The 25,108-nt window shown below is 32.3% G+C and carries 24 protein-coding genes; 7 read left to right on the top strand and 17 right to left on the bottom strand.

Annotation, left to right across the window (positions count from 1 at the left end; genetic code table 11):
* The first annotated feature begins 113 nt into the window (after positions 1-113).
* On the top strand, positions 114-926 hold the full coding sequence (locus CLV91_RS06760) for a DNA/RNA non-specific endonuclease (protein WP_121065236.1): 813 nt from the start codon (positions 114-116) through the stop codon (positions 924-926).
* Here CLV91_RS06760 and rodA read toward each other — a convergent pair.
* The 7 genes from rodA to CLV91_RS06795 all read right to left on the bottom strand — a co-directional run bounded on the left by rodA (position 923) and on the right by CLV91_RS06795 (position 8,626).
* Positions 923-2,206 carry a rod shape-determining protein RodA gene (gene rodA, locus CLV91_RS06765; protein ID WP_121065238.1) on the bottom strand — a complete coding sequence of 428 codons (1,284 nt, stop codon included), beginning with the start codon at positions 2,204-2,206 and terminating at the stop codon, positions 923-925. The genes CLV91_RS06760 and rodA overlap by 4 nt on opposite strands.
* Complete coding sequence (gene mrdA, locus CLV91_RS06770; protein ID WP_121065240.1) at positions 2,196-4,064, bottom strand: penicillin-binding protein 2; 1,869 nt, start codon at positions 4,062-4,064, stop codon at positions 2,196-2,198. Before mrdA ends, rodA begins: the two co-directional genes overlap by 11 nt.
* Positions 4,061-4,465, bottom strand: a complete 405-nt coding sequence (locus CLV91_RS06775; protein WP_317124769.1) for a rod shape-determining protein MreD — start codon at positions 4,463-4,465, stop codon at positions 4,061-4,063. Before CLV91_RS06775 ends, mrdA begins: the two co-directional genes overlap by 4 nt.
* A gap of 91 nt (positions 4,466-4,556) precedes the next feature.
* Positions 4,557-5,381, bottom strand: coding sequence for a rod shape-determining protein MreC (gene mreC, locus CLV91_RS06780; RefSeq protein ID WP_121065244.1), 825 nt, complete (start codon positions 5,379-5,381; stop codon positions 4,557-4,559).
* An 85-nt stretch (positions 5,382-5,466) separates the two neighbouring features.
* Entirely contained in the window at positions 5,467-6,495 is a 1,029-nt protein-coding gene (locus CLV91_RS06785; RefSeq protein WP_121065246.1) for a rod shape-determining protein, read from the bottom strand.
* A gap of 54 nt (positions 6,496-6,549) precedes the next feature.
* A complete protein-coding gene (purH, locus tag CLV91_RS06790; protein WP_121065249.1) occupies positions 6,550-8,079 on the bottom strand; it encodes a bifunctional phosphoribosylaminoimidazolecarboxamide formyltransferase/IMP cyclohydrolase in 1,530 nt (509 codons plus the stop codon).
* A gap of 94 nt (positions 8,080-8,173) precedes the next feature.
* Complete coding sequence (locus CLV91_RS06795) at positions 8,174-8,626, bottom strand: GAF domain-containing protein (protein WP_121065251.1); 453 nt, start codon at positions 8,624-8,626, stop codon at positions 8,174-8,176.
* Positions 8,627-8,792: 166 nt separating this feature from the next.
* Between CLV91_RS06795 and CLV91_RS06800 the strand changes: the two genes are divergently transcribed.
* On the top strand, positions 8,793-10,103 hold the full coding sequence (locus tag CLV91_RS06800; RefSeq protein ID WP_121065253.1) for an esterase-like activity of phytase family protein: 1,311 nt from the start codon (positions 8,793-8,795) through the stop codon (positions 10,101-10,103).
* A gap of 91 nt (positions 10,104-10,194) precedes the next feature.
* Here the strand turns inward: CLV91_RS06800 and CLV91_RS06805 are convergent, their stop codons facing one another.
* Entirely contained in the window at positions 10,195-11,262 is a 1,068-nt protein-coding gene (locus CLV91_RS06805; protein ID WP_245987151.1) for a hypothetical protein, read from the bottom strand.
* 209 nt (positions 11,263-11,471) lie between these two features.
* Here CLV91_RS06805 and CLV91_RS06810 point away from each other — a divergent pair, with 209 nt between their 5' ends.
* From CLV91_RS06810 to CLV91_RS06830, 4 genes are all read left to right on the top strand, one after another.
* Positions 11,472-11,885, top strand: coding sequence for an HYC_CC_PP family protein (locus CLV91_RS06810; RefSeq protein ID WP_121065257.1), 414 nt, complete (start codon positions 11,472-11,474; stop codon positions 11,883-11,885).
* 102 nt (positions 11,886-11,987) lie between these two features.
* Positions 11,988-12,719, top strand: a complete 732-nt coding sequence (locus CLV91_RS06820; protein WP_121065260.1) for a heavy-metal-associated domain-containing protein — start codon at positions 11,988-11,990, stop codon at positions 12,717-12,719.
* 5 nt (positions 12,720-12,724) lie between these two features.
* Complete coding sequence (locus CLV91_RS06825; RefSeq protein ID WP_121065801.1) at positions 12,725-15,004, top strand: TonB-dependent receptor; 2,280 nt, start codon at positions 12,725-12,727, stop codon at positions 15,002-15,004.
* A gap of 24 nt (positions 15,005-15,028) precedes the next feature.
* Positions 15,029-15,385 carry a heavy-metal-associated domain-containing protein gene (locus tag CLV91_RS06830; protein ID WP_121065261.1) on the top strand — a complete coding sequence of 119 codons (357 nt, stop codon included), beginning with the start codon at positions 15,029-15,031 and terminating at the stop codon, positions 15,383-15,385.
* Between the two features lie 53 nt (positions 15,386-15,438).
* Here the strand turns inward: CLV91_RS06830 and CLV91_RS06835 are convergent, their stop codons facing one another.
* The 9 genes from CLV91_RS06835 to miaB all read right to left on the bottom strand — a co-directional run bounded on the left by CLV91_RS06835 (position 15,439) and on the right by miaB (position 24,158).
* Positions 15,439-16,281 (bottom strand): universal stress protein, encoded by an 843-nt coding sequence (locus tag CLV91_RS06835; protein WP_121065262.1) that lies wholly within the window; start codon positions 16,279-16,281, stop codon positions 15,439-15,441.
* 36 nt (positions 16,282-16,317) lie between these two features.
* Positions 16,318-17,277, bottom strand: a complete 960-nt coding sequence (locus CLV91_RS06840; RefSeq protein WP_121065264.1) for a hypothetical protein — start codon at positions 17,275-17,277, stop codon at positions 16,318-16,320.
* A 157-nt stretch (positions 17,278-17,434) separates the two neighbouring features.
* Positions 17,435-19,069 carry a chaperonin GroEL gene (gene groL / locus CLV91_RS06845; protein ID WP_121065266.1) on the bottom strand — a complete coding sequence of 545 codons (1,635 nt, stop codon included), beginning with the start codon at positions 19,067-19,069 and terminating at the stop codon, positions 17,435-17,437.
* 85 nt (positions 19,070-19,154) lie between these two features.
* Entirely contained in the window at positions 19,155-19,433 is a 279-nt protein-coding gene (locus CLV91_RS06850; protein WP_121065268.1) for a co-chaperone GroES, read from the bottom strand.
* A gap of 142 nt (positions 19,434-19,575) precedes the next feature.
* Positions 19,576-19,938, bottom strand: a complete 363-nt coding sequence (gene secG, locus CLV91_RS06855; protein WP_121065270.1) for a preprotein translocase subunit SecG — start codon at positions 19,936-19,938, stop codon at positions 19,576-19,578.
* A 5-nt stretch (positions 19,939-19,943) separates the two neighbouring features.
* Positions 19,944-20,882, bottom strand: coding sequence for a hypothetical protein (locus CLV91_RS06860; RefSeq protein WP_121065273.1), 939 nt, complete (start codon positions 20,880-20,882; stop codon positions 19,944-19,946).
* A 4-nt stretch (positions 20,883-20,886) separates the two neighbouring features.
* Positions 20,887-21,417, bottom strand: coding sequence for an LptE family protein (locus tag CLV91_RS06865; RefSeq protein ID WP_121065275.1), 531 nt, complete (start codon positions 21,415-21,417; stop codon positions 20,887-20,889).
* Positions 21,418-21,420: 3 nt separating this feature from the next.
* Complete coding sequence (locus CLV91_RS06870; protein ID WP_121065277.1) at positions 21,421-22,707, bottom strand: sigma-54 interaction domain-containing protein; 1,287 nt, start codon at positions 22,705-22,707, stop codon at positions 21,421-21,423.
* 5 nt (positions 22,708-22,712) lie between these two features.
* Complete coding sequence (gene miaB, locus CLV91_RS06875; protein ID WP_121065280.1) at positions 22,713-24,158, bottom strand: tRNA (N6-isopentenyl adenosine(37)-C2)-methylthiotransferase MiaB; 1,446 nt, start codon at positions 24,156-24,158, stop codon at positions 22,713-22,715.
* 284 nt (positions 24,159-24,442) lie between these two features.
* Here miaB and CLV91_RS06880 point away from each other — a divergent pair, with 284 nt between their 5' ends.
* Positions 24,443-25,099 (top strand): class I SAM-dependent methyltransferase, encoded by a 657-nt coding sequence (locus CLV91_RS06880; protein ID WP_121065282.1) that lies wholly within the window; start codon positions 24,443-24,445, stop codon positions 25,097-25,099.
* Positions 25,100-25,108: the final 9 nt, after the last annotated feature.

The following is a 25,108-nucleotide window of genomic DNA, read 5'->3' on the forward strand; positions in this document are numbered from 1 at the left end:
TTTCCTTTCTGTTTTAATACTGAATATTTGACTATTATAGTAGTCTTAAATAAGATATAAACCTTACTATATTTTGGGTTATATAAACCACTAATTTAGGTTAAATTTGAAATATGAGAAAAAGCTATTCTAATAAAACTATATATTCTGTTTTAATGCTTATTTGTGTGGTTGGTTTTTGGTTGTTTGAAAATTTTTATACCCCAGCTACCTATTCCGATAAAAATTCTGAAGGTTTAAAAAAAGAAGTTTCTAAATATTTAATGCCAACTTCTACCACAGGAAGTATTGTAGAACATTCGTATTATTCTTTATCGTATAATGAAGCGTATGAACAAGCAGAGTGGGTAGCTTATAAACTGGATAAAAAGGATTTAACGTATGAGGATAGAAAGAGGCCTTATTTTATTGAGGACCCAATGGTAAAAACAAAATCGGCTGATTGGCGAAATTACAAAGGCTCTGGTTATGATCGTGGCCATTTGTGTCCTGCTGGGGATCGCAGATTTTCTAAACAAGCCTATGACGAAACGTTTTATACCAGTAATATAAGTCCGCAAGACAGAGAATTTAATGCTGGTATTTGGAATAAATTAGAAATGAAAACAAGATACTGGGCAAAAAAGTACGGGAGTATATTTGTAATAACTGGTGGGGTTTTGGAAAATGGTTTAGAGGAAATAGGGGAGGAAGATGTTGCTGTGCCAGATTATTTTTATAAAATTATTGCAAAAGGAGAAAAAGATAATTTAAGTGTAGTAGCTTTTTTAATGAAAAATAAAGAGAGCTCTTCTTCTATAAAACAATTTTTAGTGCCAGTAGATGTTATTGAAAAACGTACTGGAATAGATTTTTTTGCAGCACTTTCTAAAGAAAAACAGGATAAAATAGAGCGGAAAGTTACTTCTAGTGGTTGGAAATTTTAAAAACTTTCTTTTAGTCTATTAGCATCTAATCGTAAAAAAATAAAAAGTAATATGGTGAAAAATAGTAGACCAGAACCACCATAACTCATAAATGGCAAAGGAATACCAATAGTTGGTAATATACCTATTACCATACCTACATTAATTAAAAAATGTATAAAAAGGATAGAAACTACCCCATAGCCATACATTCTTGAAAACGGATTTTTTTGACGTTCTGCCAAGTGTATTAATCTTAAAAAAAGAAAGGTAAATGTGAGTACTACTAAAGAGGTTCCTAAAAAGCCCCATTCTTCGCCAATAGTACTAAATATATAATCAGAATGTTGTTCTGGTACAAAATCTCCTTTGGTACGTGTACCTTCTAAAAACCCTTTTCCTATTAGTCCGCCAGATTCAATAGCCTTTTCAGACTGGTAGGTATTGTAGCCAATAGTTTTTCGTATTTGCTCTAATTTTTTAGGGTCTTTTTCTAAACGTAGCCAAAGACTAAAACGGTCTCTGTGCCTTTGTTCAAAAACATTATTAAAAACAAAATTTACCGATAGAGAAAATAACACAATAGCTACTAATGCAGAAGCAAAAGGTATAATAGGTACTTTAAATTTTTTTCTTTTTATTAAAAAGAAAATGGTAGTAAATAAAGCTAAGGAAATGGTAAGCCATAAAGTGCCAAACTTTAAGGTAGCTACAAATATGAGAATAACTAAAAATAAAATCCCTAAATAATATAGTGGTAAACCTTCTCTAAATATTACAAAAATTAATGCAAAAAATACTAAAGCACTACCGGGGTCTGGTTGCGGTATAATTAGAATAGCGGGTATTAAGAGTATTAAAATGGCGTATAGCTGGTCTTTTCTACGTTTTATATCTGTTTGTATATCACTTAAGTATTTAGCCAAGGCCAGTGCGGTTGCTACTTTGGCAAGCTCTGAGGGTTGTAGGTTAAAAAAACCTAAGTCGTACCATGAGGTTGCCCCGGCAATAGTTTTGCCAAAAGGGTATAAGCCAAGGAGAATTACCATGGCAATAAGGTAAAAAAGACTAGAGAAGCGCTCATAGAAATTTACTTCTAATGCTAGAACTAACATAATAGCAATTATACTAGCACCTGCAAAAAAAAGCTGTTTGCCATGTAATGCGTTAAAATTAAATATTTGTGGTTCTGCTTCTGTAACCGTACTAGAATAAATATTTAACCAACCAATGAGCACTAAAGTAAAGTAGAATAATACGCTTAGCCAGTCTATACGTTTTAGAACACTATTACCAGACATACTCATTAATCTTAAACTCTTCGCCACTATATGGTTTAGCATATTCGCGCTCCAAAGTTTTTTCTAACATTCTTTTTTCTAAGTCTTTCCTAGTTACGTTCCCTTTAATGTATTTTTCTATCATTAAAGAAGCTATGTGTCCTGCGTAACGCGACCCATAATACCCATTTTCTATATACACAGCAATTGCAATTTTAGGCTTATTTACAGGGGCAAAAGCAACAAAAACAGAATGATCTGTTAGTTGGGTTCTTACGCCATCAATTTTAGTAAAATTTTCTGCTGTTCCTGTTTTTCCTGCAATTTCTATATCTGGTATTTGTACCCATCTTGCGGTACCTTTTCTATATACATCGGCCATACCCTGTATTACAGGTTCAAAGTGTTTACGATCAATTGTAGTATGTTTAGGTTCTGTGAATCTTGGGTTAGAAATGGCCTCTCCTTCAATTTTCTTTAAAATATGAGGTGTAAAGTAATGTCCTCTATTAGCAATTGCTGCGGTCATATTTGCTAGTTGTACTGGCGTAGCCAATACTTCTCCCTGGCCAATAGAGTTAGATATTATATAGGAAGAGCTCCATCTATTATCTCCATACCATTTATCATAGTATTCTTTACTAGGGATTCTTCCTTTTTGACCATACGGTAAATCATATCCTAGGTAATTTCCTAAACCAAAACTCTTCATGTGTTTTTCCCAAACATCCATGCCTTCATCGGTAGTTTCAAATTTTTCGTATATTTTTCTGAACGTTCCAGCAAAATAAGCGTTACAAGATTTGTAGATTCCAGAATTTACATTTCGTAAACCACCCCCACAGTGGCATCCTTTTTTGGAGCGCCCCACATAAAAACCATTGTAACAACGTATGGTTGTGTTTTCTTCTATTACATCTTCTTGCAATGCAATAAGAGCATTTAGGGTTTTAAATGGGGATCCTGGCGGTTGTTGTGCTAGGATGGATCTATCCCATGTTGGGTTTGCAATAGTATCATTATAAAGTTTGGTGTAATTTCTAGAACGTTTTCTGCCAACTAATAAAGCGGGGTCATAGGTTGGTCCAGAAATCATAGACAATATTTCGCCAGAGGAAGGTTCTAAAGCAACTATACCGCCGCGTTTACCAATCATTAGCTGCTCTCCATATTCTTGGAGAACTTTATCTATAGTAAGGCTAATTTGTTTTCCTTGCTCAGGAATGGTATCTAGAGAACCACTTTTATACGGGCCTATATCTCTATTAAAACGGTCTTTTTGAATGTATTGTACTCCCTTACGACCTCTTAAAATTTCTTCGTACTGTTTTTCTACTCCTGTACGGCCAGTTAATTCTCCCTGTACGTAGTATTTGTTTTTGGCTAAATCTCTTTCATTAACTTCACTAATATACCCTAATACATTTGCTCCACTATTGGTGTCATAATATCTTAGAGAACGTTTTTGAATATAAAACCCTTTGTACTTTCTCATTTTCTCTTGGAGTCTGCCATAGTCTTCTTTAGAAAGCTGATGTACTAATACAGATGGTAAACGTGGAGAATATATTCTTGCCTTTCTAAGTTGTTTTATAAATTTTTCTTTCTCTAAATTTAATAAACTACAAAATTCTAATGTATCTAGAGGTTTTACTTCTCTAGGGATTACCATTACATCATAAGCAGGGTCATTACCAACTAATAGTTTTCCATTTCGATCATATATATAACCGCGTTCTGGGTAATCATAGATTGTTTTTATTGCAGGATCTTCTGCTATTTGGTCTGGCGAAAAGCTAAATATTTGCAAATAAGAAAGCCTACCCAAAAAGGTAATTCCTATAAGTATAACTAAAGAGGATAATAATAGTCTTTTCATTCTTTTTTAACGCTAAATAAAGTGCTAAATAGTAAGCAAAGTATTAAAGTAGCTAGGCCTATGGCTAATGCCTTTTTAAGTATTAATAATAGATTAGTAAAACTGAAAATTTCTAATGTAAAAAATACGAAATGATGCACTACTATTAATAACGCTAAAAAGGTGATTTGTTGTACTTTAGTTGTGTTTCCAAGTTTAAAACTTTGAAATTCTAAATTTACCCCAAATACAAAATTCATAATAACAGGTCTTAAATATGCTATAGTAACTGTTGCTGCTGCATTTATGGCCATAGTGTCTGAAAAAAAGTCTATAAATAGACCAAGTAAAAAACTTAACCCAATAAAGGTTGCTCTATTTTCCTTTATAGGATACCAGTATAAAAATAAGATATATACCATTGGATTAATAAACCCAAAAAAGTTGAGTCTATTAAACACCAAAACCTGCACTAAGACTAATAGTGTAAAACGTAAAATATTTATAAAAAAATTAGTATTGATCATTGGAAATGGTCTCTTGTTCTAATTTTAGTATTTCTTCTCTATTAGGGTTATTAATTATATAAACGTTTTTAATGTTAGTCATGTCATTAAATAACGAAACATTTATATAGTAAAAACTTTTAGAGTCATCTAGGTCAAACTTTTTTATGGTTCCTATGGGAATATTTTCAGGAAAAATACTACTCATGGCTCCAGTTACTATAGTGTCTCCAATAGTAATAGGTACCAATCTAGGAATATCTATTAATTGTACCGTGTTATAGTGTTCTGTATTCCATATTAGAGAGCCAAAGTGGTCCGTATTTTTAATTTTAGCATTTATATTGGAGTGTTCATTTAAAACACTTTGTACAGATGCATATTTATTAGAAGTGTTTTCTACAATACCCAATATACCTTTATCGGTTATAACACCCATATCTTGTTTTATGCTATCTTTTTTACCTTTATTTATAGTAATATAATTGCGCTGATCGGCATAATTATTTTTTATTACTTGTCCAGAAATTACAGTATAATTTATATTGGAAGAATCTATACGAACGGTGTCTTTTATCTTGCTGTTATATAATATATGACGTAACCTTTTATTATCGTTTACTAATTTTTGGTTTTCACTTTTTAAATCAAAATAAGAAGTAATATTATAGGAGGTTTGAAAAATTCCCCCCGTTACCCAATTAGAAGAATTAAAAAATTTTGATTGATGAAAAGAATGCGATTGAATAGTGAAAGACAATGAAATAATCATGAAAAAGATATAAAGCAAAAAAGTTTTATATCGAATTAAAAAATTTATTATCTGCCGCATTCAGTTCAAAATTATATACTATCAAAAATAGTATGTTTCAATTTGGGGAAATTGATAACAAAAAACAAAAGAATATACTTAAAGTTTATTTAATTAATATACTCTTATAACGCTCTAAGTTTTTAAGTGCAATACCTGTTCCTCTTACAACTGCTCTTAACGGGTCTTCTGCTATATAAACAGGTAAATCTGTTTTTTGTGATAATCTACGATCCAACCCACGTAACATAGAACCACCACCAGCTAAATAAATACCAGTATTATAAATATCGGCAGCTAGTTCTGGAGGCGTTTGAGATAGTGTTTCCATAACCGCATCTTCTACACGTAAAATAGATTTGTCTAATGCTTTTGCTATTTCTCTATAAGAAATTTGTACTTGTTTTGGTTTACCGGTAAGTAAATCTCTTCCTTGTACAGATTTTTCATCTGGAGGTGTTTGTAAATCTTCTGTGGCAGAACCAATTTCAATTTTTATTGCTTCAGCAGTTGTTTCTCCAACATATAAATTATGTTGCGTACGCATATAATAAATAATATCATTGGTAAAAACATCCCCTGCAATTTTCACAGACTTGTCACAAACAATACCCCCTAGAGCAATTACTGCAATCTCGGTAGTACCACCACCTATATCTACAATCATGTTTCCTTTAGGCTGCATAATATCTAAACCAATACCAATAGCTGCGGCCATTGGTTCATGAATTAAGTAAACTTCTTTACCATTTACACGCTCTGCAGATTCTTTTACGGCACGCATCTCTACCTCGGTAATTCCTGAAGGAATACAAATAACCATTCGTAAAGCTGGCGGGAACCATTTTTTCTTTAATGCAGGAATGTTCTTAATGAACATATTAATCATCTTTTCAGAAGCATCAAAATCTGCAATTACACCATCTTTTAGAGGACGTATAGTTTTTATGTTTTCATGGGTTTTACCTTGCATCATGTTGGCTTCTTTACCAACGGCAATAATTTTTCCAGAAATTCTATCACGTGCTACAATAGATGGACTATCTACAACAACCTTATCCATATGTATAATAAGGGTGTTGGCAGTACCTAAATCAATTGCTATTTCTTCTGTCAAGAAATCAAAAAATCCCATAGTTTAAAGTTTGGTTTCGATTAAAAGTGCATTTCGTCGATAAAGGTACTAAAATTAATGCTTAAAATGACGTGTGCCTGTCATAACCATTGCAATTTCATTTTCATTACAATAATCAATACTTAATTGGTCTTTTATAGACCCTCCAGGTTGTATCACGCTTTTTATACCACTGTTTCCTGCAATTTCTACACAATCAGGGAATGGGAAAAAAGCATCACTTGCCATTACAGCACCTTGTAAATCAAAATTAAAAGATTTTGCTTTATGTATTGCTTGGTTTAAGGCATCTACTCTAGAGGTTTGTCCAGTACCGCTAGCACACAATTGCTTGTTTTTTGCTAAAACAATGGTGTTACTTTTTGTGTGCTTACAAAGTTTAGAAGCAAAAATTAAATCGTCTAAATCTTCTTTAGAAGGTGTTAGAGTTGTAACGGTTTTTAAATCTTCAAGAGCATCTGTTTTAGCATCTTTTTCTTGTAATAAAATCCCATTTAAACATGTGCGTACATTGTTTGCTGGTAACTCAATATCATTTAGTATTAAGATAATGCGGTTCTTTTTACCTTTTAAAATTTCTAAAGCATCTGGAGCATAGCTAGGAGCAATTACAACTTCAGAGAAAAGTTTGTGAATTTCCTCGGCAGTAGCTTTATCTATTTCTTTGTTACTTATAAGAACTCCTCCAAAAGCAGAAACAGGATCACCAGCTAAGGCATCTACATATGCTTGGTGTAATGTGTCGCGTTGCGCTAAACCACAAGCGTTATTGTGTTTTAAAATTGCGAATGTAGGGGCATCATTCTTAAATTCGTTCATTAAATTTACAGCGGCATCTACATCTAACAAATTGTTGTATGATAATTCTTTACCGTGAAGTTTATTGAAAATAGCATCAAAATCGCCAAAGAAAAATCCTTTTTGGTGTGGGTTTTCTCCATAACGTAATACTTTCCCTTTTGTTTCGCTAATTTTTAAAGCAGCCTCTTCATGATTTTTGTTAAAGTAGTTAAAAATAGCGCTGTCATAGTGCGAAGAAACATTAAAAGACTTTCCTGCAAAGCGCTTGCGATCTTCTAAAGTCGTAGTTCCGTTACCCTCTGTTATTAGTTCTAAAACCTCACTGTAATCTTCCATAGAAGAAACACAAAGAACGTCTTTAAAGTTTTTAGCAGCAGCACGTATTAATGAAATACCACCTATGTCTATCTTTTCTATAATATCTTGTTCTGGAGCACCACTTGCAACTGTTTTTTCAAAAGGATAAAGATCTACAATTACGATATCTATCTGTGGAATATCAAACTCTTTTAATTGCGCAACATCGCCGTCATGGTCTTGCCTGTTTAAAATTCCTCCAAAAACTTTTGGGTGTAGTGTTTTTACTCTACCACCTAAGATAGATGGGTAGCTTGTAACGTCTTCTACAGGTACAACATCTATTCCTAAGTCCTTAATAAATTTTTCTGTTCCGCCTGTGGAGTATATAGTAATTCCAAGTTCATTAAACTTTTTTACAATTGGTTCTAATCCGTCTTTATGGAATACAGATATTAAGGCTGATGTTGCTTTTTTGGTACTCATTTTTACTTTGCTTAAAATTAAAGTTCTAAGCTTGCAAAAGTAATTTTTTTGAAACTAAAAAAAGAGGTAGTTTATTAACAATAAACCTAAAGTTTTAAAGAATTTGTGATACTTTTTCATTTACGTATTCTAAAAAGCGCTCATCTTCTTCAGAAAACGGGTTTGGTGTGTTAGAGTCTATATCAATTTGCCCTATGTTTTCTCCGTTTTTAAAGAGTGGTATAACTATTTCTGCTTTTACAGTAATACTGCAAGCAATATAATTATCCTGTGCTTGCACATCCGGAACAACAAAATTTTCATTACTCTCTGCTACTTGTCCGCAAATACCTTTGCCAAAAGGAATAATAGTATGATCTGTAGGGGCACCAGCATAAGGGCCTAATTTAAGTTCATTTTTATCTCCATTTTTAAAATAAAACCCTACCCAGTCATAATATCTAATAGATTCTTTTAAGAGTTCACAGATTTCTTTTAATTTTTCGTCTATAGATTTCTCAGAGGAGTTTGTAATAGTGGCAACTTGATTTTTTAATTTCTTGAACATTATAAGCGTGTAAAAATAAAGCGCAAATTTACAATCTTTTAAAGTTAACTTTTCTTTCCTCCTCAATTAATTAACAATTGTTTCACTAAAATATTAGATTTAAATAACTGCTTACTAATAGGAGTGTTTTTGTTTTGTAATAATAATAATCACTATAATATTTAAAATGAAAAATTTAAAAAAATTATTATTACTAGGTTTAGTTTTAATAACTATTACATCTTGCCAACATTTAGACGATTTTACTGGTTCAGGAGATGGTAATCAAGAGCAAGTATCTCCTGCTGAGGTTTTAGAACCAAATAAGCAATATGAATTGCCTTATGAAACATTAAAAGTAATAAATCAAAATGTAGAGGTTAGGAATGGCGGTTACGGTTCTGCCGCAACAGCGCACCCTACTAATGAAGCAGAATTTTATGCAATAACGGATCGTGGACCTAATACAGGTTTTTTAGAAGGGAAAAAGTTTCCTGTTTCGGAATATACACCTCGTATTGGTCATTTTAAAGTAACAAAAAAAGGAGAGGTTGTATTATTAAAAACCATTCTTTTAAAAGACCCTACTGGAAAATTAATTTCTGGTTTGCCAAATCCAGAAGGTAAAGGAGCTACAGGAGAAATTCCTTATGATGCATCTGGAAATAAATTGAATTTTGATGATTTTGGATTAGATTCTGAAGGATTAGTAGCTTTAAAAGATGGAACTTTTTGGGTTTCGGATGAATATGGCCCACATATAGTACATTATTCTGTTAATGGAGTACAAATAGAACGTATTTCTCCAATAGGAGTAAATGATGGTAATGGAGGAAGAAAATTACCTGCGGTATATGCAAAAAGAAGAGCTAATAGAGGAATGGAAGGTTTGGCAATTACTCCAGACGAAAAAGTATTATATGGTATTATGCAATCTACCATGTATAATCCGGTAAATATTAAAAATAATATAACAAGAATAGTTGCTTTTAATTTAGAAACAGGTAAAACAAAGGAATATTTGTATAAGCAAGAAAAAGATAATTTATCTAATTCTGAAATTGTGGCATTATCTAATACAGAGTTTTTAGTAGTAGAAAGAGATGGTAAATTTTCTGGTGCAGGAGAAGCGCAAAAACATATTTACAAAATAAACATTTCTGACGCTACAGATGTTAGTAGTGATGACCCTAAAGCAGAATTTGGTAGAATGATAGGGGATAAAATAATTGAAGAGTCTTCTTGGGAAGAATTAACAGCAGAAGGAATAAAACCTGTTTCTAAAACATTGGTTGTAGACTTAGTACAAGTAGCTGGCTACCCACATGATAAACTTGAAGGAATTTGGTTAATAGATTCTAATACTTTAGGATGTATTAATGATGATGATTTTGCTGTTTCGGATATAGATGGTGATGGTACTATTGACCAGAAAATACTTCCAGGAACTGAAGAGGTAGACGCTAGTTCTCTTTACCTTATTAAGGCTAATTTTTAAGGCTGTACTTAATTTTTTTTAAAGAAAAAGAGGGTATCTACTTTTATATAGATACCCTCTTTTTATTATTTTAAAATAGTCTTTTGTTTTGTTACGGCTGTACTTTAACATCAAACTCAATATAGTCTTCATTACCATAACCAGCTTTTATAAAGGTTACTTTTATAAGGCCTTTTTTACCGTAATTGTCTACAAATTCCACAATGTCACCAACTTCTAAGTTTGTTATGTTTTGATTGTTTGTCTTAACTATAAAATCTAAATCTCCAGAAAGTGCAACATTATCAAAGGCAGTAACATCAAAGTTAGATGATCCAAAGAACATTTCGTTTAACGTTTCGTCTGCGTCTTCACTATCACTAGGTTTAAGTCCTTCTACAGGAAAGCCAAAAGTAGCGTCATAGGTAGCTGTAGAACAAAAAGAGGCAAAATGACCATCAGAAGGGCTAGATACACCATAGTAGTAACCAAAATCCCAAAATGCTCTAAATTCTGAGCCTACATTAATTTTATAAACGGTCTCATTTAAAAGAGAGAAAAAAGTTTCGGTCTTTCCTTCAGAATCTGGAGCAAATAGTTTGATACCAGTATAGGAATGTACTTCTGCTTTAGGGTTAGTACCGGTACCAACTGTTACTGTTATAGTACCAACACCAAGTGCTTTTCTTTTATTTGGGTCTCTAAAATCTCCTTTTCCTGTAGTTGTCCAAAAGCTATAAACTATAGATCCATTATCTATATTTGGTACAGGTAGGTCAAAAGTAAAATCTATTTCTTTTTTGGTAGCGCCATCTAAATCAATAGAACCATCTGCTTTTAATGCTTTTTTTAAATCTTTACTGGTTAGTGCAAAATCATTAAAAGGCATATCTCCTGCTCCAGAAATGTTTTGCGTAATATATAATCTACGTTGTGTAATATCTGTAGAAGTGTAGATAACTCTACCAGGAACAGAAGTACCAACTTCGCCATTGGCTTTCGCGGTAAAAATGTCCTTTGAAGGATCTCCTTGGTTTATAATCAACGTTGCAACGTCATCATTATCGTCTTTTGGAGAGTCAAAAACTGTACTATCGTCACTGCTACAACTTACTAGAAATAAGCTAAAAACAATACTAGCTAAACTTACTTTTGAAAATAATTTCATACTCTTTCTCATACTTATGTGTTTATAGTTTTAAAATGCGGTTATATGTATATAGCCTTATTAACTTTAATGTTAGGTTTAAAGTATATTGGTGGGATGGTTTTTTTATTACTTTTTTATAAAGATTGTATAAGGTGTTGTTTTTGAATTTGTTAAGTAATAATTAGTTAACAGAATGCTAAAATTTATTTTGAATATTGTTATTTAGTACCTTTGTAGTAATGAAAGAGAAACTACATAGTTATTTTTCTTGCCTTATGGCTGTTATTATTTTGTTTTCAACTACTTCATGGAAAGTGGAAAAGCATTATTGTATGGGGCATTTGGTAGATGTTGCCTTTTTTGTGGATGCTCAAGATTGCGGAATGGATATGTCTTCTAATTCTAAAGAAATAGCTAAGGTTGAAAAAAAATCTTGTTGTGATGAGGAATTAATAGCTTTTGAGGGGCAAAACAATGTTAAGCCTTCTTTTAATGATTTTGATTTAGAGCATCAAAGATTTTTAATTACCTATATTCAATCCTACATAGGTTTGTTTGTTCCTTCTTCGGAAAAAAGGCAATCCTATGTAAAATATATACCTCCCAAAATTGTCAAGAACATTCAGTTGCTTGATGCTGTTTTCTTAATTTGATTTTAAACAATACCGTTATTTTCTTAATTGTAAGATAGCGTAAGTATGTTTTGTTGTTTCCTTTTTTTAGGAAACAAATAATAAATCAATAAAAAGAAAAAGATGAAAAAAATATATATTATTAATGGAATGACGTGTGGTGGTTGTGTGGCATCCGTTACGAAAAAGCTTCAAGAGATAGAGGGTGTTGTTTCCGCAACCGTTTCTTTAGAAACCTCGGAAGCTACAATGCATTTAGAAAGTCCTTTAGAAACTAAAATACTTCAATCTACACTAGGAAATAAATACACTATTTCTGAAAAATGGGAACAGGCTAAAGGTGATTTTAATGCTCAAAATTTAATAAGTAAAAAATCTAAAATTCAGCAGTTAAAACCACTGTTACTTATTTTTCTTTATTTACTTGTTACAGCAATATTAGTAAACATAAAAGCGTGGAGCACTACTAGTTTTATGTTAGATTTTATGGGGATATTTTATATTGTATTTAGCTTTTTTAAGATGCTAGATTTAAAAGGGTTTCCCGAGAGTTTTAAAATGTATGACCCTATTGCAAAAGCAATTCCTGCGTATGGTAAAATTTATCCTTTTATAGAAGTGGTTCTAGGGCTTTGTTTTTTAATGCGATTCCAGATAACTACAGCTTTAATAGTGACAATTTTAATATTAGGCATAACTACTGTAGGCGTAACTAAATCGTTATTAAATAAGCAAACTATACAATGCGCATGTTTGGGTACTGTTCTTAAATTACCAATGACCCAAGCTACTTTTATAGAGAATGCTATTATGATTGTTATGGCAATTATAATGTTACTAAACACTTGGATTTAGAAATTATGAAAAGAGTGTTTATACTAGTAATAATAGCTCCTTTATTTTGTTTTTCTCAGGAGAAAGTAAAAGGGGTGGTGTTAGATTCTAAAGAAGAAAATGCTTTACGTTTATCTGGTGCAAATGTGTATTGGCAGGATTCCCAAATAGGAGTAGTAACTAATTTTGAAGGTGAATTTTCAATTCCTTATAAGAAGGATTTTAATAAATTAATAATTAGTTATGTGGGGTTTAAGACGGATACACTGACTATTAATGAACCCAAAGCTATCCGCGTAAGTTTAAAGCCATCAAACGAATTAGATGAGGTGGTAGTACAACAAGAACGGGATGCTATTCAGAAAACCTATTTTAGTCCAGAAAATGTGGTTACGGTAAATAGTGCGGAGCTGTTAAAAGCTGCTTGTTGTAATTTGGCCGAAAGTTTTGAAACGAACCCGGCAATTGATGTAAATATCTCAGACGGATTAACTGGTACAAAACAAATTGAAATGCTGGGCTTAACTAGTCCATATTTACTAATTACCCAAGAAAATATTCCTATGGTTCGTGGCGCATCACAAGCATACGGATTAACATTTACACCAGGTACTTGGATAGAAAGTATTCAGATTACCAAAGGTGCTGGTAGTGTGGTTAATGGTTACGAGAGTATATCTGGGCAAATAAACACAGAGTTGGTAAAACCACTAACGAATAATGCTGTTTTTGTGAATGGTTATGCCAATCAAAATGGGCGTTATGAGCTCAACACCCATTTCAATAAAAAACTTAGTAATAAGTTAAGTTCAGGTTTATACATACATGGCAACAAGCGAACCCAAAAGGAAGATGATAATAAGGACGGATTTTTAGATGCGCCTTTGGCAAATCAAATAAATGTAATGAACCGTTGGCAATATCAAGACGTAGAAAAAGGATGGGTAAGTTTTTTTAATATTCGTTTTCTAAACGATGAAAAACAAGTTGGGCAAGTGGATTTTAACCCGGAAGAGTGGCTTCGACTACGCTCAGCCACCAATATGTATAATGCGGAAGATCCTGCACTGAGCGGAGCCGAAGTGTGGGGAAGTGAGATAGATACCCGCCGTTTTGATACCTCTGTAAAATTAGGCTATGTTTTTCCAGAGCTTCCATTTCAAAGTTTTGGGTTTCAAACCTCCTATAGCTTGCATAAACAAAACTCTTATTTTGGATTTAGAACCTATGATATTAAACATGAAAGTTTGTATAGTAATCTGCTATTTAATTCCATTATTGGGGATACTAGAAACAAGTTTAAAACAGGAATCACTTTTGCGTATGATGGATATGATGAAATGGTAAGTACAGCAGATTACTCCAGAGTAGATAATTCTGTAGGAGCCTTTTTAGAATATAGCTATGAGAATTTGGAGAAAGTGAGTCTTACTGCGGGGTTACGTGTAGATAATCATAATAGATTAGGAACCTTTGTAACGCCAAGATTTCATATTAGATATACACCATGGGAAAAAGGAAGCTTGCGAGGTTCTTTTGGTAGAGGAAAAAGGGCGGCCAATATTTTTGCAGAGAATCAGCAGTTATTTGGATCCGCTAGAACCATTAATATAGCAGATACCGGTGGTAGTGTTTATGGTTTAGAGCCTGAGGATGCATGGAACTATGGACTAAGCTTTTTACAAGGATTTAATTTCCTAAATAAAAAAGGGGATATTTCGTTAGATTATTACATTACAGATTTTAAAAATCAAATAGTAGTAGATTGGGAAAATCCGCAGGAGGTTTCCTTTTATAATTTAGATGGAAAGAGTAGCGCTAAGAGTTTTCAGGTGGAGGTAAATTATGAATTGCTATCTCGTTTAAACTTAAGAACATCCTATAAGTTTTATGATGTTTCTACCGATTATGAGAATGGTAATCTCCAAAAACCTTTATTAGCGCAACATCGCTTCTTTGTTAATTTAGGATATGAAACAGAAGCGAAAGAGAATGGCACGCAGTGGAAATTTGACTATACGCTTCATAGTATGGGAAAAAAAAGGTTGCCAGATACCAGTAGTAATCCTGAAAAGTACCAATTAGGAGAGTATTCATTGCCCTATAATCATATGAATGCGCAAATAACAAAAGTGTTCTCTAATACATTTGAAGTGTATTTGGGAGGGGAAAACCTTTCTAATGTACAACAAGCTAGTCCTGTTTTAGGAGCAGATAATCCTTTTGGCTCTAATTTTGATACTACTATTGTATATGCACCAATAATGGGTAGAATGTTTTATGGCGGATTTAGATTTAAAATTTAATACTAACAATTAATAATAGAAAAAATGAAAACAACAATTTTAACCCTAACAATGGCTTTGTTTACTATAATAAGTTTTGCGCAGGAGAAAAATAAAAAAATGACTTTTGATGTAAATGGAAAGTGTGGTATGTGTAAAGAGCGTATAGAAAAAGCAGCGTTGAATGTAAAAGGGGTAAAGTATGCAAATTGGGATATTCCATCGCATCAATTATCTATTATTATGGATGAGCGTAAAACAGATGCCATGAAAATTAAAACGGCAATTGTTGGGGTTGGGCATGATACAAAAGAGCTAAAAGCTACAGAACAAGCTTATAACGGTGTTCATCCATGTTGTAAATATAGAGAAGATAACACAGATGATGGTGCGGCACATTAATTTGTATTATTAAATAAAATCTACATTCATACATGTATGAATGTGGATTTTATTTATTCACTATAGATAGCCATTACTGGGATGTCTAAGTGATTTAAAATATCTTCCGCTAAACTAAGAGAAAATAACCGTTGGTAAAAATTACGTTTGTGGTTAATTAGGCAAATCATATCAATAGTATTAGTAACACAGTATTCTGATAATGATTTTTTTAGATTAATAGTGTCAATGGATATAAACTTGGTGTTATTTAAATCTTCTAATTGCAATGAATCTTTAAAAGAGCTCATTAAAGGAGATATAGATTCACCATGAGCTAAATCAAAATGTATAACATGTAATGTAGAATTAAATTCTTGAGTTTTTAAAATTACTTGTTCTAAAGGTTCTTTTTCGTCCTCACGATAATCTATTAAAAAAGCAATATTATTTAGAGAGCCATCAAAAGTAGCTTTTTCAGGAATGGCAATAACTGGCTTATTTATTTCTTGAAGTATTTTAATTGTATTGGTTTCCATGAAAATATTAAACAAACTATTTTCTTTGTTTTGGGTACCCATTATAATTAAATCTATTTTATCTTCTTTGCGAGTAATGTATTTCTTTAAAGAATCAATAAAATTACCTTCATCAACAACATATTTTACCTTTAAATTACCAGCTTTACTTTCTTTAATTAATTTTTCAAAGGGAGGGAATTTATCTTTTTTGTTTCTAAAATTTTGTATATCTACTTTATCGTAAACTTGTTGTGCTTCTTCCGGGATATCACTATCTTCAGAATACGTATGGTAAACAATAAGTTTTGAGTTAGATTTTTGAGCGTATTCCATTGCGTAAGTAAAAGCATTTAAGGATAGCTCTGTAAAATCGGTAGGGAATAATATGCTTTTCATCTTTTTTCTTTTTAATAAAATATATAGTGCTTCTAATTATAGGGTAGCTAAATATTTAACTACGTATACAAGAACAATACTTACTATTAAACCAATAAAAACTTTTAATAAATCCATTCCTAAATTTTTGAACATTTTTTTTCGGTTTTCTTTTTTTCTGAGCATAAAGTTCAATGCTATTTCTCTACCTGCTAGAATACCTATAAAAACCCATGTAGTACTCATAGGAACATTGTTTAACTCTTTAAAATAGAAAAGAATAATACCGTAGGATAAATCTATTAATGTTGCAGAACGAATATCTACAGTGTTAGTTTTAGATTTTACAATTTTTTGAATTTCTCCACCTTTTTCGGCTATAATAAATGCTAACATTCCTAGAATAATAACTAAAGAAAATAGTAGCTGCCATACTTTTAATTCTCTTGGTAAATACACATATATGTTGGCAAAATCCTGAATTAACCATTGTGACCATAAAAAACCTGTAGAACACCATTGTAGTGTTGTCCATATTTTTCTTTGTTTAGGAGTTATTGGGTTTTCAATAAATTTCTTTTCTAATAAATTAGCTACAATAGCATATAAAATAATTGCAGCAACAAAAGCAACGGCATACCCAGAAATGGATTTAATGACCATGTCATTTAAATTTTTCTGATTAAAGAAAGTTAGTACCATAAAAGAGGTGCTAACTGGGATACCGGTTCTTGTTAAGAGCATTAAGATTATTGGAGGGAGTATATAATACCATGCAAAAGGGTCTGGCATTGGGTATTTTTCTAAACGTCCGTAGGAGACATCACCAGCATGTGTAATATACCCATAAATAAGAGTAGCGCTTAGTATACCGCCTGCAAATAACCATAGTACCCACCATTTTTTTCTTTCATTAGAACTTAAGAATGTTCCAAGTGTTTGTATGGTGTCATTTCCAACTACAGAGTAAGCTGCTAGGGTAAACCCTAAATATATAACAACAAGAGAAAAATCCATTTACTGTATTTTTAGTTTGGTTTTGCAAAAAAAGCACTTTTAAATGGGCTCTAATGTTATCTTTGGGTTATATCTTTAAAAAAATACGCTTTTTTAATGAAAAACCCGCTTAATAGACTCTATTAAGCGGGTTTTTAGTGCTTCTTAGGAAAATGTTTTACATCATTCCTGGCATTCCGCCACCACCCATTGGAGGCATAGCAGCAGGAGCATCTTCTTTAATATCTGTTAAAGCACATTCTGTAGTAAGTATCATTCCAGAAACAGAAGCAGCATTTTCTAAAGCAACACGTGTTACTTTTTTAGGGTCAATAATACCTGCTTTCATCATTTCTACATACTTTTCAGATTTAGCATCGTATCCATAATCTCCTTTTCCTTCTAATACTTTAGAAACAACAACAGAACCTTCTCCACCAGCATTTTCTACAATAGTTCTTAAAGGAGCTTCTATAGCTCTAGCAACAATTTGTAAACCAGTTTCTTCATCTGCATTTTCTGCTTTTAGCTTGCTTAAAACAGATTTAGCTCTTACTAAAGCAACACCACCACCAGCAACAATACCTTCTTCTACAGCAGCTCTAGTTGCGTGTAATGCATCATCAACTCTATCTTTTTTCTCTTTCATTTCTACTTCAGAAGCAGCACCAACATAAAGAACAGCTACACCACCAGCTAATTTAGCTAAACGCTCTTGTAATTTTTCTTTATCGTAATCCGATGTTGTTGTTTCTATCTGAGCTTTAATTTGGTTAACTCTAGTTTTAATTACTTTAGCATCGCCACCACCATTAACAATTGTAGTGTTGTCTTTATCTATAGCAACTTTTTCACAAGTACCAAGCATCTCTAATGTAGTATTATCTAGAGAAAAACCTCTTTCTTCTGAAATAACAGTACCTCCAGTTAAGATTGCAATATCTTCTAACATTGCTTTTCTTCTGTCTCCAAAACCTGGAGCTTTTACAGCAGCAATTTTAAGAGAACCTCTTAATTTATTTACAACTAGAGTTGCAAGAGCTTCACCATCTACATCTTCAGCAATTATTAAAAGAGGTTTTCCAGATTGAGCAACTGGCTCTAACACAGGAAGTAAATCTTTCATTGCAGATATTTTCTTATCAAATAATAAGATGTAAGGATTTTCTAAATCTGCTATCATTTTTTCAGAATCTGTAACAAAATATGGAGATAGGTATCCTCTATCAAACTGCATACCTTCTACAACATCTACATACGTATCTGTTCCTTTAGCTTCTTCAACAGTAATTACACCTTCTTTACCAACTTTTCCAAAAGCTTTAGCAATTAAATCGCCAATAGTTTCGTCATTGTTAGCAGAAATAGAAGCAACTTGCTTAATTTTTTCTGAAGAATCACCTACTTTTTTAGATTGCTTAGCAAGGTCTGCAACAATAGCTTCCACGGCTTTGTCTATACCTCTTTTTAAATCCATAGGATTTGCGCCAGCTGCTACATTTTTTAACCCTTCTTTTACAATTGCTTGTGCAAGAACAGTTGCTGTAGTAGTACCATCACCAGCTAAATCATTAGTTTTAGATGCAACTTCTTTAACCATTTGAGCTCCCATGTTCTCAAGAGCATCTGCTAATTCTATTTCTTTTGCAACAGTAACACCATCTTTAGTAACTGCAGGAGCACCAAAAGATTTGCTAATAATTACATTTCTACCTTTAGGTCCTAAGGTAACTTTTACTGCATTTGCTAGAGCATCAACACCTCTTTTAAGTCCGTCTCTTGCGTCAATATCAAATTTTATGTCTTTTGCCATTTTTATTTATGCTTTTTGCCTCTAGCATTTTGCTGTTGGCTTAATGTTAAATTTTGTTTAGAATATAGTTACTAGCTAATTGTAATTAAACAATAGCTAAAATGTCACTTTCGCGCATCATTAGGTAATCTGTACCTTCTAATTTTAATTCTGTTCCAGCATATTTTCCATAAAGAACAGAGTCTCCAACTTTTACAGTTACAGCTTCATCTTTAGTGCCTGGGCCAACTGCAACAACTTTTCCTTTTTGAGGTTTTTCTTTTGCAGTGTCTGGGATATAAATTCCAGAAGCGGTTTTAGTCTCAGCAGCCATTGGCTCTATAAGAACTCTATCTGCTAATGGTTGAATTTTTACTTTTGCCATTATATAAATTTTTAAATTGGTTTATTAAATTCTAGATTTATTTAGGCAGTAATTATGCCATTGCTATTTTTCTGCCATATTTAAATAAAAAATGCCAGCTTGTCATAAAAGCTGGCATTTTTTAAAATTATATTTTATGTTGTTACTCTGCTGGAGTAGTCTCTTGTGTTGCTGGAGCAGGAGTGGTTGTTTCTATAGGTGCTGTTTCTTCAGGAACAACAGTTTCTATATCATCTCCTTGTAATAATTTAGAATCTGCATCGCCAAAGTTTCCTTTTAAAGCAATGTTAGACGCTAGTATTAAAACAACTAAAAGAGCAGCTAGAGTCCATGTACTTTTGTCTAAAAAGTCACCAGTTTTTTTAACACCACCTACTACTTGTGTGCTACCGCCACCAAAAGAAGAAGAAAGTCCACCTCCTTTAGGGTTTTGTACCATTATTACTAATATTAGTAAGAAACATACGATGATTATAAGAATCAAAAAAATGGAAAAGGTGCTCATTGTGCTTAATTATTATCCTGTTGTAATTTTTCTACCGCTTTAATTCGGTCTGCAAAGAAACTACTTTTTTCTGGATATTTCAAACTTAATATTTTATAGGCCTGTATTGCTTTTTTGTACTTTTTTTGCTCTAGGTAAACCTTGGCTAAGGTTTGTGTCATTAATTCATTTTGATTAATGGTTGTAGAGGCTTTTATATCTATTTTTTTGGTGCTGTTTTTTTGCGGAACTATTTTAGGACTTTTAGCAATAAATGTATCTATACGGTCAAATTTATTGTTTTTTGGAGTCTTTTTTTCGGTCTCCTTATTAGGTGCTTCTTTTGTTTCTTTTTGTTTTGGGGTGTCTTCTGTTCTATTAATCTCTTTGAAAGATGCTAATTGAAGCCATTGTGCAAAAGAATGCTTTTCCTTTTTATTAAAAGGTAGTGGAGTTCCAATTTCTAATTGGTCTTTGGAGGATTGTATAGGGTCTGTATTTTCTTTTTCAGTAGTAGAGCTGTTTGGCGTTTCTTTACTTTTAAAAAGCTTTGGGTCTAATATTTTGTTAGCGTCCTCTTTGTCTTGCGGTAGTGGTTTGTCTTCAGATTTTTCTATAAGAAGTTTTTCTTTTTTCTCAGGGATTTTTATTTCTTCGGCACTAACGTTTAAATCGGCTATTTCTACTTCTTTAACAGGAGCGTTAGATTCTTTTGTTCTTTGTAAAAAGTTTTTACTCGTTATAAAATTAAAAAGAACGTCTCTATCTGTAGTGTAGGCAGCAGTAATTTTTAATGCATTATTATATTTATAGCTATTTAAATTTTTTAGTCCTTTTAAGTGTAATGCTCTTGCAGCTTGAAAATACGGATACTCTTCAAGAATTTCTTCTAATTGATTTGTTTGAATAGGGGTAACAACCTTATTCGGATTTTTTAATAAATATGTGAAATCTTCTACATTCATAAAATTACCAATCTGCTAAGGAGGCATTAAAAATATCTTGAGTTATACGTTCAAAAATAACTTCATGCGCAGTACTTTTTACATTAATTAACTGTAAGTTGGCATCAAAATCATAAAAGAAAGAAAAATTTTGTTCAAAATCTACATCTTCTTTAGTGTTATTAAAAAAACGGCATTTTACACGAACAGTTAAGCGATTTTGTGCTGCTGTTTGTTCTGCTGTAGCAGTCATAGGAGAGATACGGTATTCGGTTATTTCGCCTTCATATAATAAATCTGCGTTACCATTATTTACTAAATCTAAATTAGATTGGTTTAAAATACGGTCTTGTAATGCTAATGTAAAATCACGATCCATACCTGGTTCAAAAGTAGAGCCTGGACTTTGAGAAGCATAGTTTTGAAAATAGTTTACTTGAAACGTTTTTGCAGTACCAGGATTACCACCTGTAAAATTATAAACACCGCAGCCATTTAAGAGTAAGGCAATGAAAATAAGTAATACGCTATTTTTTGTTTTAAGTAATACTTTCATTTTTTATAAATCGTATTGTTTAATTTTTCGGTACAATGTTCTTTCAGATATCCCTAATTCAGATGCGGCAGCTTTGCGTTTTCCTCTATTACGTTCTAAAGATTTTTTAATTAATTCTATTTCTTTTTCTTGTAAAGATAGGGTTTCTTCTTCTTCAATTTCTTCTGCAAAATGGTATTTGTCATCTATAGTTGGTAGGGGTCTTGCTACATTTGCTTTCTCAGTAGTTGGTTCTGGCAATTGTAAAATAGGTAAAATAGAATCTTCTGTTTGTGAATCCTCGTTGTCATTAGCGTTAGCATCACCGTATATTTTTTGAATAAGGTGCTCGTTTTCTTCTTGTACTTTTTGGGTGTCGTTGTTTTTTAATAACTCCATGGTTAGTTTTTTAAGATCATTTAGATCCCCTTTCATATCAAACAAAACCTTGTAAAGAATTTCACGCTCGTTACTAAAATCACTTTCTTTTTTATCTTGCCCAATTACAGCCGGCAAATTGTTTTTGCTAGCATTAGGAAGGTATCCGTTAAGTGTTTCTAAAGTGATATTTCTTTTTTCTTCAAGTACAGAAACTTGTTCTGCAATATTACGTAGTTGACGTATATTTCCTGGCCATCTATATTTTAACAATAATTGTATTGCATTATCATCTAGCCTAATAGTTGGCATTTTATACTTTTGACCAAAATCTGAAGCAAATTTTCTAAATAGTAAATGAATATCACCTTCTCTTTCTCTAAGAGGCGGAATATTTAATTCTACCGTGCTTAGTCTATAATATAAATCTTCTCTAAATTTTTCTTTTTTAATGGCTTCAAACATATTCACGTTTGTTGCGGCAACAATACGAACATCTGTTTTTTGCACTTGGGAGGAGCCTACTTTTAAAAATTCGCCATTTTCTAAAACACGTAATAAACGTACCTGTGTGGTAAGGGGTAATTCGCCAACTTCATCTAAAAAAATGGTACCGCCATCAGCAACTTCAAAATACCCACTTCGAGTAGATGTAGCTCCAGTAAAGGCACCTTTTTCATGTCCAAAAAGTTCACTGTCTATAGTTCCTTCTGGTATGGCTCCACAGTTTACTGCAATATATTTTGCGTGCTTTCTGTGCGATAAAGAGTGTATAATTTTTGGAATAGATTCTTTACCAACACCACTTTCTCCTGTAACCAAAACAGAAATATCTGTAGGGGCAACTTGTATTGCTTTTTCTAAAGCACGATTTAGTTTTGGGTCATTACCAATAATTTCAAATCGCTGTTTTATGGCTTGAATATTTTCCATGTATTTTAATTATTTTCAGAATACCCTACAGCAGTTCCTTTAAGAGTTGCCGAAGTGCAATCTTCAATTTTTACATTTACAAAATCTCCTATTTTGTAATTTTCTTTTGGGAAAACAACTACGGTACTTTGCGAGTTTCTTCCCATCCAATGTTTGTCCGATTTTTTAGAAGAACCCTCTATAAGAACTTCTTCTACTTTTCCTAAATGTGTTTGCGTTCTATAATGACAATGCTCTCTTTGCAAGGCAATTACTTCTGCAAGTCTTCTTTGTTTTATTTCTTGCGGAATATCGTCTTCTAATTTTCTTGCTGCCATAGTTCCTGGTCTTTCGGAATAGGCATACATATATCCAAAATTATATTTTACATATTCTAAGGCCTTAAGCGTATCTTTGTGGTCTTCCTCTGTTTCCGTTGGAAAGCCAATAATCATATCTTGAGAAATAGAACAATCAGGAAGAATTTCACGAATATTATCTATTAATTTAAAATACTCTTCTATAGTATGTAATCTATTCATTTCCCGAAGAATTCTATTACTTCCACTCTGTAGAGGTAAATGAATATGGTTGCAAATATTTTTATATTTAGCCACAGTTTTTATAACATCTAAAGTCATATCCTGCGGATTAGAAGTAGAAAAACGAATTCGCATTTTGGGTTGTGCTTCTGCAACTGTTGCTAATAAATTAGCAAAGTTAACAGCGGTAGCTTTTTGCATTTCAGAAGCATTTTCAAAATCTTTTCGTAATCCGCCACCATACCATAAGTAACTATCTACATTCTGACCAAGAAGGGTAATTTCTTTATATCCTTTACTCCATAAATTGTTTACTTCTTCTAAAATAGATTGTGGTTCTCTACTGCGTTCTCTTCCTCTAGTAAAAGGAACTACACAAAAGGTGCACATATTATCGCAACCACGTGTAATAGACACAAAAGCATTTACACCATTGGTGTGTAAACGTATTGGAGCAATATCTCCATAAGTTTCTTCTTTAGATAAAATTACGTTTACTGCATTTTTACCATCATCAATTTCTTGGATAAGGTTAGGGAGGTCTTTATAAGCGTCTGGGCCAACCACCATATCTACTATTTTTTCTTCTTCAAGAAATTTACTTTTTAGTCTTTCTGCCATGCAGCCCAAAACCCCAACTTTTAAATGTGGTCTGTCCTTTTTTACGGCGTTAAATTTTTGTAAACGTTTACGAACCGTTTGTTCTGCTTTATCACGAATAGAACAAGTATTAACTAAAACTAAATCTGCATCTTCTAGTTTTTGAGTAGTACTAAAACCTTCCTTAGTTAAAATAGAAGCTACAACTTCACTATCGGCAAAATTCATAGCACAGCCATAACTTTCTAAATATAGTTTACGACTATTAGTGTCGGCGTTATCTAAAGAAATTGTGGTTCCTTGTATAGATTCGTCTATGGTTTTTTCCATATAATTACTAGGCTTCGTTTTAGATTAAAAGAATTGCAAAGATAACGCTAAAATCAAAATTATGACAAATTGACAGTTGTAAAGTTTTTATAAAAATAGATGAGAGTTTCTTAAATGTTGCGATGTATAAAGAATTATCTATAAAATAAAAGATACTTTTACTCAATAATCGAGATTTAAATTCTCCGAGGCTTGCCTCGAAATCAAAATTAGTTTCCTAATAAATGCCTCGTGGGCTTGCCGCCAGGTAGTTTACTTAAAAATATGTAAGATTAAATCTGTTTATGACAATAAAACGTAAAAAAGAGCCATGGCCTACAAAGGCAGTAATGCATCAGATTTATGAAAAAAAGATGTGGGGTGGAGCTGTGGATTTTTATTCAGGACTGGGTTCTCATTCTCCAGAAATTGTTGGTCCTTATATAAGAGAGGTTTCTCTTTTTTTAAATTCTTTTAGTACACGTTTGGAGGTTTGTGATTTAGGTTGCGGAGATTTTAATGTTGGAAAACAATTAGTGCTGCTATCTAAAAAATATATTGCTGTAGATATTGTTCCTAATCTTATAGAAAGAAATAAAAGCCTTTTTAAAGAAGAAAATTTAGAGTTTCTATGTTTAGATATTAGTAAAGATAAATTACCAAATGCAGATTGTGCAATTGTTAGGCAGGTAATGCAACACATAAGTAATGCAGAAATTTTAAGTCTTCTTAAAAAGCTAAAGAATTACAAATATCTTATAATTACAGAGCACTTGCCTTTAGATAGTTTTGTTCCAAATAAAGACATTATATCTGGTCAAGGAATACGATTAAAAAAGAATAGTGGGGTAGATATTTTACAACCTCCTTTTTTAGCAAAAACCAAATTAATTAAAAATTTAACAACCTCCTCATACGATAGTAAAAGTGCAATTTTCACCAATTTGTATCAGAATTTTTAAGGACAAATA

The organism is Maribacter vaceletii (assembly GCF_003634105.1).
Classification (GTDB): domain Bacteria; phylum Bacteroidota; class Bacteroidia; order Flavobacteriales; family Flavobacteriaceae; genus Maribacter_B; species Maribacter_B vaceletii.

Bases quoted from the DNA above. Each gene is read 5' to 3' on its own strand.
- CLV91_RS06760 (WP_121065236.1), top strand. From the start codon at position 114: ATGAGAAAAAGCTATTCTAATAAAACTATATATTCTGTTTTAATGCTT.
- rodA (WP_121065238.1), bottom strand. From the start codon at position 2,206: ATGTCTGGTAATAGTGTTCTAAAACGTATAGACTGGCTAAGCGTATTA.
- mrdA (WP_121065240.1), bottom strand. From the start codon at position 4,064: ATGAAAAGACTATTATTATCCTCTTTAGTTATACTTATAGGAATTACC.
- CLV91_RS06775 (WP_317124769.1), bottom strand. From the start codon at position 4,465: ATGGTATATATCTTATTTTTATACTGGTATCCTATAAAGGAAAATAGA.
- mreC (WP_121065244.1), bottom strand. From the start codon at position 5,381: ATGCGGCAGATAATAAATTTTTTAATTCGATATAAAACTTTTTTGCTT.
- CLV91_RS06785 (WP_121065246.1), bottom strand. From the start codon at position 6,495: ATGGGATTTTTTGATTTCTTGACAGAAGAAATAGCAATTGATTTAGGT.
- purH (WP_121065249.1), bottom strand. From the start codon at position 8,079: ATGAGTACCAAAAAAGCAACATCAGCCTTAATATCTGTATTCCATAAA.
- CLV91_RS06795 (WP_121065251.1), bottom strand. From the start codon at position 8,626: ATGTTCAAGAAATTAAAAAATCAAGTTGCCACTATTACAAACTCCTCT.
- CLV91_RS06800 (WP_121065253.1), top strand. From the start codon at position 8,793: ATGAAAAATTTAAAAAAATTATTATTACTAGGTTTAGTTTTAATAACT.
- CLV91_RS06805 (WP_245987151.1), bottom strand. From the start codon at position 11,262: ATGAGAAAGAGTATGAAATTATTTTCAAAAGTAAGTTTAGCTAGTATT.
- CLV91_RS06810 (WP_121065257.1), top strand. From the start codon at position 11,472: ATGAAAGAGAAACTACATAGTTATTTTTCTTGCCTTATGGCTGTTATT.
- CLV91_RS06820 (WP_121065260.1), top strand. From the start codon at position 11,988: ATGAAAAAAATATATATTATTAATGGAATGACGTGTGGTGGTTGTGTG.
- CLV91_RS06825 (WP_121065801.1), top strand. From the start codon at position 12,725: ATGAAAAGAGTGTTTATACTAGTAATAATAGCTCCTTTATTTTGTTTT.
- CLV91_RS06830 (WP_121065261.1), top strand. From the start codon at position 15,029: ATGAAAACAACAATTTTAACCCTAACAATGGCTTTGTTTACTATAATA.
- CLV91_RS06835 (WP_121065262.1), bottom strand. From the start codon at position 16,281: ATGAAAAGCATATTATTCCCTACCGATTTTACAGAGCTATCCTTAAAT.
- CLV91_RS06840 (WP_121065264.1), bottom strand. From the start codon at position 17,277: ATGGATTTTTCTCTTGTTGTTATATATTTAGGGTTTACCCTAGCAGCT.
- groL (WP_121065266.1), bottom strand. From the start codon at position 19,069: ATGGCAAAAGACATAAAATTTGATATTGACGCAAGAGACGGACTTAAA.
- CLV91_RS06850 (WP_121065268.1), bottom strand. From the start codon at position 19,433: ATGGCAAAAGTAAAAATTCAACCATTAGCAGATAGAGTTCTTATAGAG.
- secG (WP_121065270.1), bottom strand. From the start codon at position 19,938: ATGAGCACCTTTTCCATTTTTTTGATTCTTATAATCATCGTATGTTTC.
- CLV91_RS06860 (WP_121065273.1), bottom strand. From the start codon at position 20,882: ATGAATGTAGAAGATTTCACATATTTATTAAAAAATCCGAATAAGGTT.
- CLV91_RS06865 (WP_121065275.1), bottom strand. From the start codon at position 21,417: ATGAAAGTATTACTTAAAACAAAAAATAGCGTATTACTTATTTTCATT.
- CLV91_RS06870 (WP_121065277.1), bottom strand. From the start codon at position 22,707: ATGGAAAATATTCAAGCCATAAAACAGCGATTTGAAATTATTGGTAAT.
- miaB (WP_121065280.1), bottom strand. From the start codon at position 24,158: ATGGAAAAAACCATAGACGAATCTATACAAGGAACCACAATTTCTTTA.
- CLV91_RS06880 (WP_121065282.1), top strand. From the start codon at position 24,443: ATGACAATAAAACGTAAAAAAGAGCCATGGCCTACAAAGGCAGTAATG.